16 protein-coding genes are annotated in these 19952 nt (G+C 43.4%); 7 read left to right on the top strand and 9 right to left on the bottom strand.

Annotation, left to right across the window (positions count from 1 at the left end; genetic code table 11):
• Position 1: 1 nt before the first annotated feature.
• The 5 genes from G5B00_RS11280 to G5B00_RS11260 all read right to left on the bottom strand — a co-directional run bounded on the left by G5B00_RS11280 (position 2) and on the right by G5B00_RS11260 (position 8537).
• Positions 2–1639 carry a hypothetical protein gene (locus G5B00_RS11280; RefSeq protein WP_163875116.1) on the bottom strand — a complete coding sequence of 546 codons (1638 nt, stop codon included), beginning with the start codon at positions 1637–1639 and terminating at the stop codon, positions 2–4.
• A gap of 1 nt (position 1640) precedes the next feature.
• Positions 1641–3077, bottom strand: coding sequence for a RagB/SusD family nutrient uptake outer membrane protein (locus tag G5B00_RS11275; protein ID WP_163875113.1), 1437 nt, complete (start codon positions 3075–3077; stop codon positions 1641–1643).
• A 21-nt stretch (positions 3078–3098) separates the two neighbouring features.
• On the bottom strand, positions 3099–6611 hold the full coding sequence (locus G5B00_RS11270; RefSeq protein ID WP_163875110.1) for a SusC/RagA family TonB-linked outer membrane protein: 3513 nt from the start codon (positions 6609–6611) through the stop codon (positions 3099–3101).
• Positions 6612–6640: 29 nt separating this feature from the next.
• Positions 6641–7822, bottom strand: coding sequence for a FecR family protein (locus G5B00_RS11265; protein ID WP_163875107.1), 1182 nt, complete (start codon positions 7820–7822; stop codon positions 6641–6643).
• Positions 7823–7949: 127 nt separating this feature from the next.
• Positions 7950–8537 (bottom strand): RNA polymerase sigma factor, encoded by a 588-nt coding sequence (locus G5B00_RS11260; RefSeq protein ID WP_163875104.1) that lies wholly within the window; start codon positions 8535–8537, stop codon positions 7950–7952.
• Positions 8538–8841: 304 nt separating this feature from the next.
• Between G5B00_RS11260 and G5B00_RS11255 the strand changes: the two genes are divergently transcribed.
• Together G5B00_RS11255 and G5B00_RS11250 are read left to right on the top strand one after the other, a co-directional pair.
• The gene (locus G5B00_RS11255) at positions 8842–10056 is read left to right on the top strand and encodes a glycosyltransferase family 4 protein (RefSeq protein WP_163875101.1); all 1215 of its coding nucleotides are present in this window, start codon (positions 8842–8844) and stop codon (positions 10054–10056) included.
• A gap of 17 nt (positions 10057–10073) precedes the next feature.
• Positions 10074–11189, top strand: a complete 1116-nt coding sequence (locus G5B00_RS11250; protein ID WP_163875098.1) for a hypothetical protein — start codon at positions 10074–10076, stop codon at positions 11187–11189.
• On the opposite strand, the gene G5B00_RS11245 is transcribed toward G5B00_RS11250, so the two are convergent.
• The gene (locus G5B00_RS11245; protein WP_240894465.1) at positions 11186–12625 is read right to left on the bottom strand and encodes a glycoside hydrolase family 130 protein; all 1440 of its coding nucleotides are present in this window, start codon (positions 12623–12625) and stop codon (positions 11186–11188) included. The genes G5B00_RS11250 and G5B00_RS11245 overlap by 4 nt on opposite strands.
• A gap of 510 nt (positions 12626–13135) precedes the next feature.
• Between G5B00_RS11245 and G5B00_RS11240 the strand changes: the two genes are divergently transcribed.
• The gene (locus tag G5B00_RS11240) at positions 13136–13282 is read left to right on the top strand and encodes a hypothetical protein (protein ID WP_163875092.1); all 147 of its coding nucleotides are present in this window, start codon (positions 13136–13138) and stop codon (positions 13280–13282) included.
• 6 nt (positions 13283–13288) lie between these two features.
• Here the strand turns inward: G5B00_RS11240 and G5B00_RS11235 are convergent, their stop codons facing one another.
• Complete coding sequence (locus G5B00_RS11235; protein ID WP_163875090.1) at positions 13289–14107, bottom strand: mechanosensitive ion channel family protein; 819 nt, start codon at positions 14105–14107, stop codon at positions 13289–13291.
• An 85-nt stretch (positions 14108–14192) separates the two neighbouring features.
• Between G5B00_RS11235 and G5B00_RS11230 the strand changes: the two genes are divergently transcribed.
• The 3 genes from G5B00_RS11230 (at position 14193) to asnA (ending at position 17169) form a co-directional block, all read left to right on the top strand.
• Positions 14193–15362, top strand: a complete 1170-nt coding sequence (locus G5B00_RS11230; RefSeq protein ID WP_163875087.1) for a cysteine desulfurase family protein — start codon at positions 14193–14195, stop codon at positions 15360–15362.
• 287 nt (positions 15363–15649) lie between these two features.
• Complete coding sequence (locus tag G5B00_RS11225) at positions 15650–15976, top strand: HesB/IscA family protein (RefSeq protein ID WP_163875084.1); 327 nt, start codon at positions 15650–15652, stop codon at positions 15974–15976.
• Between the two features lie 188 nt (positions 15977–16164).
• Positions 16165–17169, top strand: a complete 1005-nt coding sequence (gene asnA / locus G5B00_RS11220) for an aspartate--ammonia ligase (protein ID WP_163875081.1) — start codon at positions 16165–16167, stop codon at positions 17167–17169.
• A 34-nt stretch (positions 17170–17203) separates the two neighbouring features.
• On the opposite strand, the gene G5B00_RS11215 is transcribed toward asnA, so the two are convergent.
• Together G5B00_RS11215 and G5B00_RS11210 are read right to left on the bottom strand one after the other, a co-directional pair.
• Positions 17204–17524 carry a DUF3467 domain-containing protein gene (locus G5B00_RS11215; RefSeq protein WP_163875078.1) on the bottom strand — a complete coding sequence of 107 codons (321 nt, stop codon included), beginning with the start codon at positions 17522–17524 and terminating at the stop codon, positions 17204–17206.
• 80 nt (positions 17525–17604) lie between these two features.
• Positions 17605–18720, bottom strand: a complete 1116-nt coding sequence (locus tag G5B00_RS11210) for a M42 family metallopeptidase (protein ID WP_163875075.1) — start codon at positions 18718–18720, stop codon at positions 17605–17607.
• A 348-nt stretch (positions 18721–19068) separates the two neighbouring features.
• Here G5B00_RS11210 and lgt point away from each other — a divergent pair, with 348 nt between their 5' ends.
• Positions 19069–19914 carry a prolipoprotein diacylglyceryl transferase gene (gene lgt, locus G5B00_RS11205; protein WP_163875072.1) on the top strand — a complete coding sequence of 282 codons (846 nt, stop codon included), beginning with the start codon at positions 19069–19071 and terminating at the stop codon, positions 19912–19914.
• The last annotated feature ends 38 nt before the right edge of the window (positions 19915–19952 follow it).

The raw sequence follows: 19952 nt of genomic DNA, 5'->3' as shown, positions 1-19952 counted from the left end.
GTTAGTTCAGATCACTTTTGATTAATAACTCCATTCTTCTGGGAGAAGCTGTATTCAAGCTTCTCACGATCATCACCGAATACAGATCCCGCCCCGAACTGCCGGACTTGAAATAGATAACACTACCTGCTTTTATTTCCCGAACACGGCTCGACGGACCATCGTTGGTCGCATTATAGCCGGGTCGGGATGCCACATCTGCCTCTGCTTGATTATAGGCATCGATCAGTTGTGCTCTGTTCGTGATCCTCGCCGCAGTGAGTATTTCTGCCGCTGTAGGATTGGACAGTTGGACAAATGTGCCCGGATTACGTTCGGCTGTAGACCATGTGGTAACAATATTGTTGATACTAGCCCAACCACTAAAGCCTGTATTATTCATAGCTATGAAATTCGCATTTGATGACGAGCTCCACAAATACGCAAAATCAGTACTTGTCCTTTCCATAGTCGTCTGTGCGTTGTCAAAACCGTAGCTATTAATACCTGCCAGATCCACCAATCCGTTCGGACGCGTTGTATTCAATTCCTCAAGGGTCAAAAGATCCGTCTTGATTCTATTATCGGGATCAAACTGACCGGTCTTGACATCGACCACGATCTCTCCCGTATTGGCCGGAACAGTACTTTTTATCCGCATCACAGTCACATTCTTCCGGTCGGCCGAATACACTATGACCAGCTGACCCGGTGTGAGATGCCTGATCCGCATCGCCGGACCATCGTTGGTCGCATTGTACCCTGGGCGCGTGGAGAGTGTTGCCGAAAAATAGCCATGGATAGCCAGTAGATCGGCTACACTGCTGGCATTTTGGAACATATCGAGTTCCCCTTGATCCGGATCAATGACACGCATGATTTCTCCCGTATTCAAGTGCGGCCATGTCGCCGGGATAGTTCCCCAACCTGACCAAGAACTCCAGGCCGTAGAGCCCGGCATCAAAAAGTTCATACCTGTTGTGGATCCGTTCATCAATCCAACGTCAATGTGTTGCGAGTTGACCTCTGCCCCAGCACGTACATACACATTGAGGGTATTGAAGTCCACAAAATTCCCAATATTCTGATTGCTATGGGCACCGATCAGGAAATCCGAATATGATATGATATCATTGATATGCTGTATCTTGTCCGGATCGGGTTTTGTCAATTGGTATAGAAACCGAAGCCCTATCTTATGATAGCGATCCAACACTTTCATATCATCTCTGGGTAATAGCTCTAGGACCAAAGTCGGCATCCCGCTTCCATCAGGCAAAAGCTCCACTTCGATATAACCAAAACTACTGTTGGCAGGAATAACGAAGTCTCTCCCATGTGGAAAAGCATAATCTCTACCTTCAACGGCTGTCGTTTCCTCCGGTACGATCCGAAAGGGTATAATCCTATCCTGATCCGAATGTGCACCTGTCATATTGACCCTAAATTTGTATTTTCCTGTTTCTGCCGGAATGGGACCCAATATCGGAAAGGTCTTACCGCTAGTATTGCCATTGGTTACCGCATCTTCAAATTCAATGCGGTTCTCCGAAAAGAGATACCGCTCTTCGTAGTCCTTGAAGCACCCCGTCAATAAGGTTGTCAGGGCGCAGATGGTGTATATCATCAACCTTTTCATATCTCGACTATTTCTTTTCATTTTAGTAATTATAGTTTTGTCTCATCAGAGAAGCAGCTCTCACATCTCTCCACGGGATACGGGACAATATCCGATAATCCGTAAAGTTCAGTGTCGTACCATCGGGTTTAACAATATTTTGGCCCCGTCTTTTATAGTCAAACCAATTGTGTCCTTCAAAACACAGTTCCAACCTTCTCTGCTTGAGTATTTCATCGATCAACGCATCTCCTTCCAGACCTACAGCATTGGCCAATCCTGCCCGGGTACGAATGAGATTGAGATCTGCTATAGCTGCAGTTTCTTCTCCGTCTATCTGTGCATATGCTTCTGCCCTATTGAGATACATTTCCGAGAGCCGTACCACAGGGATATTGTCCAGGTTAGGCGTCCCACCGCGGCTCAGGAACTTGGTCATTTGGTCATCGTTGGAACGGGTACCCAGACCTTTCATAATCAACTGCTTGCGAACATCATTATCCCCTTCCGATGAAAACAATGCCATCAGATCGTTCGAGACACGCCCGATACCACGGCCATTGGGTGCTGTAGTTTCCAAATCTACCCTATTCGTAAAATCCGCACGGGGCGCATAGTTGACCCCGACATTCTGATCTATCCTAAACTCGACCTCAAAGAGAGATTCGGGATGCGATGCCGCTCTCCAATCCGCTACATAGGTCGCATTGGTCGACAATCTGCCCACACCGGACTCGATGGCAATAGTGGACCATTTCACGGTATTCTCCCAATCACCGTTGTACAGGCATACCCGTGAAAACAGTGCGGCTACGGCGGCCGGCGAAGCAAAGAAAGGTGCTCGGTTATATTCTGCCTCCACCAGCAAGGTATAAGCTTCCTCTAGCTCCGAGTACAGAAATGCATAAAACTCTGCCTGCGTGGCACGGCCCAGATTTTGACTACCCGTATAACTGTAAACAGCTTTTGTGTGTAAAGGAACCGTACCTCTATTGCGTGAGGCACTCACCGTATGGCCGGGCTCGTAGCTGTACACTTTGCCCACGATATGGTAATACAGTGCTCTCAAAAACAACAGTTGACCTCTGATTCCTTTACGGCTCTTCTCAGTTCCTTTAAAGTTAGGCAATTGATCCAGCACGATATTGATCTGCGCTATGGCTTCATAAGCCCGCTGCCACGGACTCATGTGCTGCCCACGTGCATTTCTGGACAAAGTAAGTAAGTTGGTCACATGGCCGGGATGATGGGCATTGTTGCCCAACAGTTCGGGGTACACAATCAGTTGCCTTCCGTAAAGAGGCGTCTCCCGCAGGTAGGAATAACATCCTACCGTAGCTGTATTAAAATCCTGCTCTTCGACCAGACTCGTCGCGGCATCGATCGCGTCTACCGGTTTCACATCAAGAAGTTTTGAACAAGAACTGGTCAAGATGCTGACCGCTATCCAAACACCCAATATATATGTAATCTTTTTCATTTCTATCTTAATCTTGTTTCATTAAAATCCTACCCTCACTCCCATGGTCACGACTTTGGACATCGGGATCTGGCCGATATTCGAATCAAAATTCGAGTCGTCGATATAGAACTCCGGATCGTACCCTCTCCACTTGGTAAGTGTCCACAGATTGACGGCCTGTGCATACACTTCCAATCTGCTCATTTTCCATGCACTGATCGTTTTCGGTGCAAACTTGTAGCTCAGTCCCACTTGCTTGAGACGGATGTAGGATGCATCTTCGAGGAATCGTGAAGAGGCTGATGTATGACTGATCGACAGAGGCTCTACCCCACCGTTGATCGGTCTCGGAAACGCCGTAACCTGACCGGGGGTCAACCAACGTTGCTCATAAGCACGCAACGAAGTATTATGAACAGCCTCTCCGTTCCTATATAGGCGTAGGTTTGTACTATTGTACAATTCCCTACCCATATCATACTGGAAGAACACATTCAATTCCAATCGTTTGTACGTAAATTTATTGGTCCAACCACCGTAGTAGTCTGAGAGACGATTGCCACGACCGTATGGTGTATAACTTGTAGAACCTTGTGATCCAGGGGCATAGCTGATCCTATCTTCGCCAAACCACCACATGGGTCTACCTGTTGCGGCATTGACTCCGGCATATTGCCCAACAAAATTGGTATGCAACGGATAACCGACGCGAATCCCGGAATTGTTTGGCATGACGGTAACTTCTGTTTCTTCAAACTCTTCCTCATCGGTACCATCTGCATCTTCGCTGATCCCTCGATACAGTCTGAGGACTTTATTCCTTTGAAAAGAAATATTGAAACTAGAAGTCCATTTGAAATCCCTTTTCTTAATGATATCTGAATTCAGTTCGACCTCCAATCCTTGGTTGCGCACTGCTCCTGTATTACGGAACACACTGGCAAACCCGCTGGTAAAGGGTAATGGTGTATTGAGTAAGAGATCTGTACTTTCTCTGTTATAAACCTCCACACTACCATACAAACGCCTTCTGAAAGCAGAAAAATCAACACCTATATTGGAGGTTACACTTTTTTCCCATCTCAGATCGGAGTTACCTATCTGTGTGGTCCGTGTACCGGGTTCTCCACCATAGGATCCCGAACCATTCCACAGAGAGAGCGAAGCAAAGTTAGGAATCTCACTATTTCCGGTCACTCCGTAACTTGCCCTAAGTTTCAACTGCTGTAACCAGCTGATATTTCTGACAAACCGCTCACGTGCCATATCCCAGCCGGCAGATACCGAGGGGAATAGTCCGAAACGATTGTCTGCACCAAATCTGGAGGATCCATCGTAGCGAAGTACTCCGCTCAACATCAGCTTTTTCTTATAGTTGTAGTTGGCCTGGGAGAAGAAGCCCAAGCGCCTATTGCCAAACCAGGTTTCTTCTGCGCCCAATATCGTAGAGGCTGCGGATAGATATCTAAACTGGTAGGAAGGGAAGCCTTCGGATGTACCGGAAGCCCTATATAGTTGATAATCCCTAAACTCAGCACCAACCAAAGCATTGATATTGTGTGTATTGCGAATGGATTTATTGTAAGCCAATGTATGTGAGGTCGTAAAAGTCGTCGACGGCTGTACCCTAAATGATTTGTACCCCTGTCTTGCATAAGCTTCCTGTGTACGAGGGTCTATATAAAATTCAGTACGCAAGATACGATAGTTCAGCCCCAAGCGTGATTCAAACTTTAATGTCTTCGTGATGTCGTACGTGTACCGCAAGTTAGTCAGCAAATTCGCCGTTCTAGACTGTTGCGTATTCACGTCTGTCACCTGTATCGCATTGTATGGATATCCTCCTGGGAACCGCTCTACAGGTGCATTGAAACTTCCGTCCTCGTTGTAGATAGGTAGAAACGGAAGCATGTAAGGTGCTGTAAACTGCGGAGAAGACAGGTACGCATAAGACCCCCACGAACGATAACTACCATTCTGTACGATATGGCTGAGATTACTCGTAGCCTGTAATTTCATTTTCCGATTGATATCGTGATTAACCCGTAGGTTCATTGTTCCACGGTTGAAATTGTTACCGATGACATTCCCTTCAGTCGCATTGTACGAACCCGACAGACGGAAAGTTGTCTTTTCCGTTCCTCCAGACATCGTCATCAGCACATTATGTGCCTGCCCGTTTTGGTAAGCCTCGTTCTGCCAATCATAAGATGGAAGAGCAGCAATCTCTGCATCTGTCATCGTCACAGGCAACTGGCTTTCGGCCAATACCTCAGAACGCACTCTCTCGGGTGACCAGGCCGGGTTGAAATTGGCCATAGCCTCCATCCGTACCGTCAGATACTGCTGTGTGTTCATGACCTGCAACAATTGAATAGGTGAAGTCATACCTGTATAATACTCCGCACTGAACTTGGTACTGCCCGCTTTGCCGGATTTGGTCGTGATCAACACCACCCCATTGGCAGCCTGCGCACCGTAGATTGAGGCCGCCGCCGCATCTTTCAAGACTTCTATGGATTCTATATCATCCGGATTCAAAAAAGATAGTGGATTGGCAGCATTGATGTTGGTGGCCGCGTCTTCAGAGTTGATCTCCACTCCATCCACGATATACAATGGATTGGTTCCGGCAGAGATGGAACCTTGTCCACGGATTTCTACTTTGAGTGGGCCGCCGGGTACACCGGATACACCTTGTACCAGAACCCCCGCCATCCGACCCTGCATAGCCTGGTCAAAGGACTGTATAGGCATACCCTCAAAATCTTCCGCTTTGATCTGGGACATAGAGCCCGTGATTGTTCTTTTTTCCTGTACCTGGTATCCGGTGACGACAACGTCATCCAACCCTACAACGTCCTCCTGCAGCGTGATATTGATTGCTGTTGATATCGACGCGACTTTCACCTCCCGTGTACTGTAACCCAAATACGTAAATACAAGTATATCACCCGTTTTGGCGTTGATCGTAAAGTTACCTTGATCATTGGTAAAAGCTCGTCTATTCGTCCCTTTTACTGTGACGGTAACCCCTACACCCGTCTCCTGCTTATCTCCCAACTGCAACAATACCTTTCCATGGACAGAAGCCTGCGCTAATGCAGTCGGAGGTTTTGTGCCTGAAGATGTAGCCCCAGAAGGTTTGGTACTTCTTGGACTGATGACAATATTGCGATCTACGATCTTGTAGTTTAAAGGTTGATCTTTGAAGTAAATGCCCAACACCTTTTCTACTTCCGTATTCTCAATGAATAGATCTTTTCGTTTGGCCAAGACCAGATCATTGTCCGTATAGATAAATCTATACTTGCTCTTTTGCGTGATAAAATCCATAAATGATTTTAACGTCACGCTTTTTTGCTTGATCGTGACGATCTGCGCCGGTATAGCCGAGGACATGAATAGATGGATCAATGCAAACAAAACAAGACATTGCATCTGTTTGAGTGACATATATCCGTACCCTTTGGCAAAACACGATGAGGACAGTTTCCGTAGAAATCGGTTTTTGACCCATCCTCCCCTCGTAATAGCACTACTTCTCTTCATAAATTTGATGATAGTTTTATTGATACTGATTAATTATTTTCTACGTTATTTTCTTGATGCCTTCGCACGGTGACCTTATTACCTTCGATAGTAAACCGTACTCTATTCGTCATTTCTAATTTGTTTAATACCTTTTTCCATTCTTCCTTTAGGGATATCTCACCGCTAAACAGATGTTTAGGCATATCTCCCTCATACACAAAATGGATAGGGTACATTTGCTCCATATCCTTCGTGAGCTCCACGATGGATACATCTTCAAAAACATAGACACCTGTTCTCCAAAGGCCCATACGATGAATGTCTTGTGCACGTTGTACGACCTTGTTTTTCGTCTTGTCATACGTCAATTCGTGTCCCGGCGTCAGTACCTTGGTATAACCGATGTCCTTGATACTGATCTCGACCCTACCGGTAGCCAAGCCAAGCTTGAATTTGTCATGTGTCTCATAACCGTTGACATTGAACGAAGTACCCAGCACTTTGATCTCTCTACCATTGTTCTCTACAATAAAAGGTCGTTTTTCGTCCTTTGCAACCTCAAAAAAGGCCTCACCGCTCAACTGGACACGACGCTCACCTTGAAGATCATCTTGATTGTAAAAAAACAGCCGCGAGTTCGAGTTAAGGTACACCGTACTACCATCGTACAGCTTGAAGGCTATCGTCTTTCCAATAGGTGTACGGATCACTACAGGCTCCAGGCCATCCGCTTCGGGCGCATCTGTACTGACTTCACGCAAGAGTGAAGATACCTCGTATACACTGTCTTGCCTGACCACCAAACCCTCACGAAAATCACCCGTATGCAAGGTAATCATATCGGATTCATCCATATCGGGGATGGATACCAGTTCCTTATTCAAATCGACAGAATCTTCAAAAAGCGGAACAAACAATAAATAAACAATGATCGAAGCTGCAGCTACTATGCTCGTGTACGTAACCAAGCGCTTGACTTTTTTGGCTCTGGCCCGCTCTATTAATTGTGTATACCTTCCCAACGTATCCTTTGCCAACATCCCTTCCAACTCATTGATTTGATCTTTGGTCAATAAACGATTGTACAATGCCCGGTTTCGAGGATTGCGATTGATCCATTGGTGCAATGTCAGAAGTTCTTCTTCGGTCAAATCTCCCTTTTTTGCCTTACGGATAAGAGACACAATAGTGTAAATGGAATAATTATGATAAGGCGTATTTTGCTTCATTATTATTAGTAGAGTTTATATTTAGGTTCTGATTCGACCAATACACTATCAAAACGACACCGTCGTCAAAAAGTACTCTAAAAAAATAAAAAAAGTAAAAATGTAACCTTATAGACTTCGAAAGTCTCTAAAAATCCATTTTAAATAGATAAATACCGATAAACAAAAGCAAGCTCAATATGGCCTTTCGAACAAGGGCTGTCCGCAAACTGGCTACGGCATTTCGTTTATAATTTTTGACAGTCTGAAGGGACAACTGCAATTCATCGGCAATCTCTTGATTGCTAAAGCCTTCAAAATAACTCAATTCGATGATCCGCTTATTGTATTCCGGCAAAGATTGGATTTCACGGTACGTCTCGGCCAACACTTCATTCTCTACGATATCGTTAAAAAAATCTTCGTGCTCCAGTTCTTCCGAATACACTTGATTTCGATTTACCATACGGTTGTCGGACTTGAGTGTGTCCAGACATTTATTTTTTACACTCCTATATAGGTAGAATACAAAATCATCTTTGCTGTCAAATACCATTTTCTTTTGGTACATATTCGAAAAAACAGCCGACACTACATCCTCATCATGAAAATTGCCTACATATTTTTGGGCAAAAACACATAAAGGAGCAAAATACCCAACAAACACTTCTTTAAACATCTGTTCGTTTGACAAATCCACTTTTTCTCGTAAAGGTTTTTCAAAATATCCAGCCATATTTTGGGTTAGTATTAAAGACGACTATCGACCACACCTATTTATTTACTTTCGTAGCGAAAGTAAAGGAAAAATCTTATATATGGAAGAATTTTAACAATCTATGTCCCCTCTGATAGCAGATACCTCTCAAGCTTTCCAAACAGAGCCGAACACCGCAGGCGCAAAACATTATAATCCAGATGTTTTTCATAAATCATCATATGGGTTCAACAAAATTCCATTTTATTTGTTCATATGCACGGAACGTATAATTGAAGTCTCTAACAGGCAAGTATAATACGAAAGATTTATTGTCATATCTATGAAAACAGCTATAATCGGAACATACCCACCAAGGCAGTGCGGTATCGCTACATTTACACAAGACCTTTTTCGGTCTATTACGAAGTCTTCAACACATCGACATGGCATCATCGCTATCTCTGATGGTACAGAAAAGTTGTTTCCCGAAGAGGTAGATTTTGTGATCGAAAAGAATAACTTAAAATGTTATATAGCTGCCGCTCGATATATCAATGCCACCTACGACGCTTGTATCATCCAGCATGAGTATGGTATCTTCGGAGGGATTTCGGGCGACTATGTCCTTGCTTTAGCAAAGTCCCTGAACCTGCCCTTAATAAGCAACCTTCACACTGTATTGGAAAATCCAACTGACAGTGAAAAAGCCGTACTCCAACATCTTACACAAAGGAGCCACAAAGTCACGGTAATGACACAAAGGGCCATCACTATGGTACGGGATATATACGGTGTCCCCGAAGATAAGATCAAATTGATCCCGCACGGTGTACCCGACTTCTCCTATGACCAGCATAACGCCAAAAAGAGCATAGGCTATCCGGACAAAAAAATCATGCTGAGCTTTGGATTTCTGGGGCGAAACAAAGGCTTCGAAACAGCTATCGAAGCAGTAGCCTCTGTACACGATGACAATTTCGTCTATATAATCCTAGGATCGACACACCCCAACATACTACGTGAAGAAGGTGAAAGCTACCGTGCATCTTTGATCCAGAAGACCAAGGATCTTGGTATTTCGGATAAGGTTAAATTCATCAATTGCTTTGCGTCCGAGGCCCTGCTCAAGCAATATTTGAGTGCCTGTGACATCTACGTAACGCCTTATCCAAACGAACAGCAGATCAGTAGCGGAACACTGTCCTTTGCCATTGGTGCGGGAGCAGCAGTCATTTCAACCCCATATTGGTATGCCAGAGATCTACTGACGGAAAATAGAGGGTTGCTGTTTGATTTTAAAAATGCACACCAACTTGCGGATTTAATCAATCAATTGTTGGAAAATCCGACGCTGCTAGCCAAATACCGTAAAAATGCGGCAGCGTATGGTAAACAAATATGTTGGAAAAATATAGGAAAGCAGCATTTGGCACTTTTAGAATCGCTAAAACCGGAAGACAAGGAATTTTCTATAAATTTAAATACACTAACAGAAAGCCTAAAGGAGAATATTTCACCTATATTTTCAGTTAGTCACAAAAGGTTGTACTCTTAATTTTTTTTATTGTGGATATGATTTTAGGATCTCGTCATTTTAATCGGCACGAGGGATATGCTTCAGAAATATGGGATGAAAAATTACTCCACGATATAATCCCGGATTTGCCCGCATTCGACCTGATGCATATATATCGCCTCACGAACCAGGTCGGCATCCTGCAACATGCCAAGTATTCAACCCCAAATTATCACCATGGATATTGTTTGGATGACAATGCTCGGGCTCTATTACTAGTCGTGATGGCTCACGAAAAAAAACCTTCGGTCCATTTGGAACAACTTATCTCGACATATCTGGCTTACCTGTATTATATGCAACTGGGAAACGGAAAGTTTAGAAATTTCTTGTCATTTGACCATGTATTTTTAGACGAAGAGGGTACCGAAGACAGCTTCGGAAGGACGATATGGGGGCTCGGCTACTTACTGAAAACCAGTCAGCAGGCGCAATTTCACCCACTGGTACAGGAACTGTTCCGTCCCGCACTACGCCACATCAACACCTTGCGCTCTTTAAGAGCTGTCGCTTATAGTTTATTAGGACTGATGTATTATGCAACATCGTATCCAAAGGACGAAGAAGTGCAGGAGATCATCGAGCAGATGGCACACTATATGCTGGATGAATATCAAAAAGCCTCCTCTCCTAACTGGCCCTGGTATGAAAAAATAGTATCTTATGATAATGCTATACTTCCGCTTAGCATACTACGAGCCGCATGTACCCTTCAAGACAACACATTGCTTGATGTGGGTAGGCAAAGTGCTTATTTTCTAGATTCACTGTACTTCGAACGCGAGCATCTCTCGGTAATAGGCAATGAAAGCTGGTTTATACAGGGCAGCACACGAAGTAGATTTGGCCAGCAACCTATCGAACTCCCGTCGACTATTCTACTATACAAACAACTCTATGAAATCACAGGTGAGGAGAAGTATCTGGATAAGATGTTAACCTCCTTCCGTTGGTTCTTTGGCGCAAATGAACTCGGCCTTAGCTTATACGACCCACAATCGAAAGGGTGTTGCGATGGACTGGATAGCCACGGTATAAACCGGAACCAGGGAGCGGAAAGCACAATCAGCTTTTGGTTATCTTATCTGTACAGTTGCTACGGGTTTTGCTAGTCCGCACCACCTTCCATCAATGCTGCCAACAATTCATTCATATTGACCGTAGCATACGTAGAAGCATAGTCCGACATAGCGTACGGTATAATCAAATGTTCATTGTGTACCATCTGCCCACAGGAATATACTACATTAGGTACATACCCTTCACGCTCTTCTCTATTTGGAGATAGCAAAGGCTCCCTAAGTTTACCGATCACTTTGGTGGGATCATCTATATCCAGTAGGATCGCACCTATCGTATACTCACGCATCGCACCTACACCATGTGTCAGGACCAACCACCCCTTGTCGGTTTCGATTGGCGATCCACAGTTACCCAACTGTACAAACTCCCAGGGATACTCGGGTTCTTTTAATAATGTAATATCCTGTTGCCAATTATTGATATCCTCAGAAAAGGCTATATAGTTGTTTTCACCGTCAACCCGGCACAACATCGCATACTTTCCATTTATCTTTCGAGGAAAAAGAGCCGCACCCTTATTGGCAATCTTACCATTGATGGGCTGTATTTTGAAATGTACAAAATCTCTCGTTGACAATAATTTCGGCAGAATGGTAAAACCATCATAAGCTGTATACGTCGCATAATAGATCACCTTATCTTTTTCTGTTGTAAAACGCACAAAACGCGCATCTTCGATTCCATTTTTCTCCGTATCTACAATTGGGAATATAACCCTTTCGGAAATAGCCGTATCTAACGAATAGGTAATATCATAATGCGAAGAGGCCAACCACATGATCTGCGTCATCAAGGTCAAGCTATCTGGATTCAATACATTTTCTTGGATGATCTCATTGACATAACGGCGAAGTTCTTCATACGTAAAGGTATCTGTCAGTTTGGCCTGAATGATACCCATCATTTCCTTGTCCATTTCATGCAGTTGAGCCAATTTTTCGATAAAATCACTCTTCCGGTATCGATAGCTTTTGAACACCCTGGGTTTTTCCAAATGGTGACCTACCTCCTCAACATGCATATCCAGGTTGCTATCCAAGACTGCTGAACGGAAAACAATAGAGGACACATGCCCTTCACCGATAGCCCTAAAGCTCAACACTACTCTTTTTTCGTCATCTTTCAACTGCGTTTGATCAGGCGATTCGACGATAGAAGGATTAAAAAAAGCAGCTGCCTCGATAGAGTATTCCATGGTAAAATGTGCACCGATCAGTAGCTTGTCCTTATGTGAAATATCACCCTCCTTCGCATCGGTCATCTGCAGAATATGGGCGATTCGCTTGTGGTTTCGTTCCCAAATACCGATCACACTGCGATGACGCTTAGAAAAGTTGCGCAAAAGTTTATTAAGGGTATCTATTTTCTGCTGTTTGTCCATACCCAGGATACGATTTACAATCTTGATAGCACGTTGTTCGCTCACGCTAAAAAAACGTGCCAGCACCCTTTTGGAGTCGGGCATGAAATAGATATTTTTTCTTACTACATGCAAAGTCATAAAAAACTGTTTCCCTTATAACTGTGCAGATGCTTTTTTGTTTCCGATAAATCAAATTTTTGGATCAATCATATAAGTAAGTGTTCCAAAATAGTTTATAACAAATTTCTCACTAAAGATGAAACCACATAGAAATTTTATGCGCTTGCACTTTAAAAGCGGAAGTTTATATAGGAAAACAAGTTTTCAAACATAGCCTATCCGCCAGTAGGCGGACAAGTTATGACACTATCACAATGCCCTTGGGCGTCTATGCCATGTTTTAGACGATTTAAAGACTATGTTCCTATGTGGTTTTATAAAAAATATCGGAGACTAAAATAATATCAATTAATTACGAACAGATACTTAACTATACGTTGGGCAAGACATCCGGTAAAATAGGTCATAAACAATACATTAATTCATATTTTATGAATATAACATAAGAAATTTGTATTTCTTTACCTATATTTATAAGATTAAGGTATCGGCATGAAAAAGTCTTTATTCAAACTTCTGAACACGATCAATAAGATTGTACTACCCAAATACAGTCGAAAAGACCCTGCCACGCTCAGCAAGCTCCAACAGGGAATTGTCGCTTATCGTTACTATGTATTGATCCATTCGCTAGGATAGGGTACCCTAATCTTCATGGGGCAGCACCTTGATGCTCGCTTGTGGGAACACAACATTTTTTCCATCCAATTTTTCTTGGATGCGTTCAGCAATTTCATACTTTGTGGCCCAAAAATTCTCTCGAGCAGCCCAAGCTCTGACGGTCATGACGACACCGCCATCTTTAAGATCCCCTACATGAACTGTTGCCTTGGGGGTATCCAATATCCGTTTGTCATCAGACAGTATGGATAGAATAGTCTCCCTAGCTAGTTTCATATTGACATCATAGGATACCAAAAATGAGAATTGCATACGTCGGGAGGATATCTTGGTAAAATTTTTGATCACCGAATTGGCCAACGTGCCATTAGGGCTAAAGATACGGATACCATCGTCATTGATCATTGTGGTGTATAGGATGTCTATACGTTCTACCGCACCCGTCGAACCATTGGCACTCTCCACATAATCCCCGACTTCAAATGGCCGGAACAATAAGATCAATACACCTCCGGCAAAATTGGACAGACTTCCCTGCAAGGCCATTCCAACGGCTAAGCCAAAGGCAGACATAGCAGCTATAAAAGAGGTGGTCTGTATCCCCATCGTGTTGGCCGCCGTAAGGAGCAGCAGGGCATACAGCGCAAATCTGATCAGACTGGAGACAAACGAACGAACGGAAGGGTCTATATGCCTTCTGTCAAAGCGACGCTCTACCAGTTTCAATGCAAAACGGACAAGGTAACGACCGACAAAGATAATAAGAAGTCCCACGGCAATGCTCGGCACCTTCATCATGAACAAGTCGATCCATTTTTCAATACTCTGCTCAAGTTTTTCCATAAGTACTAACCTTAAGACACAAATGTATAATATTATTGCTGTAATCGTCTTTCCATTAACCCAATTTTTTAAATAACTTTATCCTATGATTTACTTGGACAATAATGCAACTACCCGATTGAGCGAAGAGGTACTGGAAACTATGCTCCCCTATCTAAGGGACGAGTACGGCAATGCCTCTAGTATACAGCACAAATTGGGCAGGAATGCCAAGCAAGCCATCGAAAAGGCCCGTTATCAAGTGGCACAGCTGTTGCAAGTACAAGACAACGAAATCATCTTCACAAGTGGATCTACGGAAGCCATCAATATGGTCATCAAAGGTATCTATGAGCGATACCGGATCAAAGGCAAACACATCATTACCTGCCAGACCGAACACAAAGCCGTATTGAATACCTGCGAATACCTGGAACGTCAAGGAGCAGACATCACCTACCTTCCCGTAGGTGACAATGGGCAAATAAACCCGAATGAGCTGTCTCTAGCTATCCGACCGGACACCATATTGGTCACATTGATGGCCGCAAACAACGAAACGGGCGTATTATTCCCGATCGAGCAAATCGCTCATATCTGTCAGGAAAAAGACGTCCTTTTCTTTTGCGATGCTACACAATATGTAGGCAAAGCCTCCCTGGACCTCTCCCTTTGCCCGATCGACATCCTCTGTCTGAGCGCCCACAAATTTCACGGTCCCAAAGGAATAGGCGCGCTCTATGTCCGCCGAAAAAGCAAACCCATACAGATCAGTCCACTATTGCACGGCGGAAAACAGGAGCATGGGCTGCGTGGCGGAACCTATCCTGTCGCCAATATAGTCGGATTGGGCAAAGCCGCAGCCTCTGCTTCAGGTGAAAATGAGAGAATACGATCGTTGAGAGATTTCTTTGAGCAGTCTATCCTTCGGGATATCGAAGAGGTACATATCCATGCAACCACCTCTCCACGCTTGTACAACACAAGCAATGTATTGTTCAGACATGTCCGCTCCGCAGAGCTGATGACCAAACTGTCCCATGTTGCTATATCTTCAGGTTCGGCCTGCGTGTCTGGTGACCGCGATCCTTCACACGTACTGAAAGCCATGGGCCTATCGGACGAAGATGCCTTTTGTAGCCTACGTTTTAGCTTTTCAAAATACAATACCCAAGAAGAAATAGAGCAGGTCATAAATGACGTAAAGGAAACGGTACTCAAGATCAGATCGCAATCTCCCATCTGGCAAATGTACAAAGCAGGGTTACTAGAGTAAAGCCTTTTTAGGTATTGCAGAATCGGGATGTCATATGTTTTTCATATGTAAATAATTTGTTCTTTAAAGGCCATATGGAATGTCCAGATTATTTTCATTCGTGTTTGTGTTTTGCAATCATGGACATTTCATAACAAGTATTCGGTACCAAAGGTTATGCGAAAACAAAATTTAGTACAGATCATGTTTCTCATCTCGTACAAAGTCAAAAGATTTATTACATACGGCTTACACTACTTTCAAAGTATTATTCCGAAATTTGTATAATAATTGTTAAGGTATAAAGTATGGTAACCATCACAGATAAAGCAAAGGAACGTATCCTACAGATCATGCAAAATGAGCAATATGACAATACTTACTTCGTAAGGGTTGCCGTAGAAAGCGGTGGTTGCTCCGGTCTGTCCTATAGGTTGCAGTTCGACAACGAAGAAAAGAAAGGAGATCAGTTCTCTGAGGACAAGGGTATCAAGATATGTCTTGACATCAAATCATACTTGTATCTGGCCGGTACAGAGCTGGACTATTCGGACGGACTGAACGGTAAAGGTTTTGAATTCCACAATCCCAATGCCTCCCGTACCTGTGCCTGTGGGGAGAGTTTTTCGGTATAAAAATACCTCGCCTGATAGCGGGTAGATTTATGAAATCTGCATGCTATCAGGCCATTCCATTTTATTTTTCAAATATCCCGTCAATAATTCGTTTTCATTGTCATTTTGACTACATTTGCAGAAATATTTTACAAATTTTACAGCAGCGCCAATCAATAAAGTATATAAGCTTAATTTGAGGAAATTACATGGGACGCAACTTATTGAAACGAGAACAAGCCATTACGTTTGTTAAGGACACTTTTTCGACTAAACTGAAACAAGCCCTCAACCTGATACCTGTATCCTCTCCACTCGTCGTATTGGACGGAACGGGAATAAACGATGATCTAAACGGAATAGAACGTCCTGTAGCTTTCCCTATCAAGTCATTGGACGAACAGCGAGCCGTGGTCGTACATTCATTGGCTAAATGGAAACGTGTACGGCTCAAAGAATTGGAACTCGAAGAAGGAGAAGGTATCGTGACCGATATGAGGGCATTGAGACCTGATGAAGATTACTCTCCCATTCACTCCATCTACGTTGATCAGTGGGATTGGGAAAAAGTCATCGCCCCTGCACAAAGATCATTAAGCTATCTGAAAGAAACAGTAAACCATATATATAATGTATTGGTCGAAACTGAGAAAGAAGTAGAACAGCAGTATCCGGATAGAAAAGCCGTATTGCCATCTCAGATTACTTTTATTTCTTCGGAAGAATTGTTGCAGAGATACCCTAACAGCACACCCAAGGAACGTGAAAATGCCATAGCCAAAGCGTATGGTGCTGTATTCCTGTACGGCATTGGAGGTGAGCTTTCCAATGGTTTTATCCATGATGGTCGTGCAGCAGACTACGACGATTGGAGCACAGAAAACGAAGCTGGATACAAGGGGCTTAATGGAGATATATTGGTCTGGAATCCGGTATTGAATGCTGCCTTTGAACTGTCCTCTATGGGGATACGCGTCGACAAGGAAGCTCTCCTAAGACAATTGGACATCCGCCATTGCCCTGAACGCACTCAGTTGGCTTTTCATCAGATGTTGCTAAGCAATGAACTCCCACAATCTATTGGGGGCGGCATCGGACAATCCCGCGTATGTATGTTTATGTTGAAATTGGCCCATATAGGTGAGGTACAGGTCAGCATTTGGGACGAAAGCAAAAAGACCAACCTACAAAAAGAGAATATTTATTTGTTGTAAGGGCAAAAGATTTTTTGCCCTTACAATAGATAACCTACGCTTCTCCTGTTGGCCCACCAAAATTCAATGGAAAGGGAATATCCTTGGAGGTCACGATAGACCCGTGCTGATTTTCAAACCGGCTGATATTGTCCTGCAAAGCACCTAATAAGCGCTTGGCATGTTCAGGTGTCAAGACAATCCTAGATTTAACCTTTGCTTTTGGAACGCCTGGCATAATACGGATAAAATCCAGGACAAACTCCGTATTGGAGTGGGTGATGATAGCCAAGTTGGAATAAATACCTTCGGCGATATCTTCACTCAACTCTATGCTCAATTCTTGATTTTCGGGGTTATTTTGATTATTGTTCATTGTTTTTTAGTTATCAGTGATAAGTGGTCAGAAATTTTAAACATCTTCAAATTCCTACATCCTCACATTTTCAAATTATCCTATTTACTAAACGTCCTAAAGTCCTGCCCATCCTGTATAGATAATATCATCTCATAAATCAATCGGATGACATTGTCTACATCCTCTTTGTGGATCATCTCCACAGTGGTATGCATATAGCGTAACGGTAGAGAGATCAATGCCGATGGTACACCTCCATTGGAATACGCAAAAGCATCCGTATCTGTCCCCGTAAAGCGCGAACAGGCCTGCCGTTGTATCGGAATATTGTTTTTCTCAGCAACCGCTATCAGTTGTCTATTGAGGTTAATCTGTACGGCAGGTGCATAAGAGACAACCGGGCCTTTGCCACAGGCTAGGTCACCTTGCGTTACTTTGTTGATCATCGGAGTTTGCGTATCGTGCGTTACATCGGTCACAATAGCCACATTAGGTTTGATGTGATTGGCAATCATTTCCGCACCACGCAGACCGATCTCTTCCTGCACCGAATTGACGATGTAAAGCCCAAAAGGTATTTTTTTCTTATTCTCCTTCAACAGTCGAGCCACCTCAGCGATCATAAACCCTCCTGCCCTGTTGTCCAATGCACGACCCACATAATAACGATCGTTCAATACCATAAACTCGTCCTCATACGTCACCACCGATCCGACGTGTATACCCAATTCCTCTACTTCTTCCTTTGAAGTGCAACCACAATCCAGAAATATGTTTTTTAAGGTAGGAACCTCTTCCTTTTCGCCCGATCGGGTGTGGATAGCAGGCCATCCGAACACAGCCTTGACAATTCCTTTGTCCGTATGGATATTCACACGCTTGGAAGGTGCAATCTGATGATCCGAACCTCCATTGCGTACGACATAGATCAAGCCATCTTTGGTAATGTAATTGACAAACCAAGAGATCTCGTCTGCATGTGCTTCGATCACGACCTTGTACGCTGCCTTGGGGTTGACGATTCCGACAGCTGTACCATACGTATCGATGTAGGTATCGTCTACATAAGGTTGCAGATAGTCCAGCCATAGACGCTGCCCTTGCCACTCAAAACCTGTAGGTGAAGGATTGTTGATATATTTTTCAAAAAAAGTTAATGATTTTGCGGTCACTACCGGTTTAATTATTTTTTCCTTACTGCTCTTTTTTGCCATATTCTTGTACTTTTTGACAAATTAAAAATAATTGTTCTATTCCAAAAATTATTCTGCTATCGTGAGAGATTTTTGGTCCACAGGCGGACATGGCATGGCGCACGAGCCGAGCGGAGCGAGCTCATCATAGATAATCCTTTCGTGTGCCCAAAAAGTCACAAGCGGACGCTTGCGCCAGCCTAAGATTTACATTTTTTAATTTTTACTTTTTAATTATAACCTTATATTTCCTCTATAAAACAAGCTTTCAAAGGCAGAGGAGAGATCGATAACTTCTTTTTATATACAACGTAATTATATTGCATATAAAAAGGAATTTATCTAAGTTTACACCTCAAAACAAATTCTATGGATTTTATACTTCAAGCAATTCATTGGGACGGTAAGGAAGAGCTTTTTTCCATCGGTTCCTTTGCTGTAAGATATTACTCACTCTGTTGGCTCATCGCCTTTGCCGTATCGTATTATTTGATGCTGAAAGTATTCATACGGGAAGGCAAGACACAAGAAGACCTTGACAAATTCAGCATCTATATGTTTCTGGGGACATTGATCGGTGCACGTTTGGGACATTGTCTTTTTTATGAGTTTGATTATTACATCAAACATCCCTTAGAAATGATCTTGCCTTTTCGACAGGTCAACGGTGAATGGAAATTAACCGGATTTATGGGATTGGCCTCTCATGGCGCAGCAATAGGTCTGCTAGTCGGCCTCTATTTGTATTCCAAAAAGACGAAAACAAACTTTTTATGGATCACGGACAGGCTGATCCTGGTCGTTCCCCTTGCCGGAGCCTTTGTGCGCCTAGGGAACTTTTTCAATTCGGAAATTATCGGAAAAGTAGCGGATCCCAATCTACCTTGGGCAGTCGTCTTTACAAAAGAAGATCAGCTTCCTCGTCACCCAGGCCAGCTTTACGAAGCTGTGGGATATGTGATCTTGTTTGTTATCCTGTGGATACTGTACCGCAAAAATCAAAACCCAAAACCGGGCCTGTTGTTCGGCATCTTCCTAATAGGTTTGTTCGGTATCCGTTTTATCGTTGAGTTTTTCAAAGAAAACCAAGAAGCTTTCGAAGACAACATGCTCATCAATATGGGGCAGCTGCTAAGTGTACCCTTTATTTTAGCCGGTATCTATTTGGTGTTTCGAAAACCGAAAAATACAGCAACCGCTCCAGTCAAAAAATAAGGTAGAGACGTTGCATGCAACGTCTCTACTTTTTTATA

Origin of the sequence: Parapedobacter sp. SGR-10, assembly GCF_011030405.1 — a bacterium.
In the GTDB taxonomy this organism is placed as follows: domain Bacteria; phylum Bacteroidota; class Bacteroidia; order Sphingobacteriales; family Sphingobacteriaceae; genus Sphingobacterium.
Note: the sequence above shows the minus strand (reverse complement) of the source record. Positions and strands in the feature narration are given on the sequence as shown.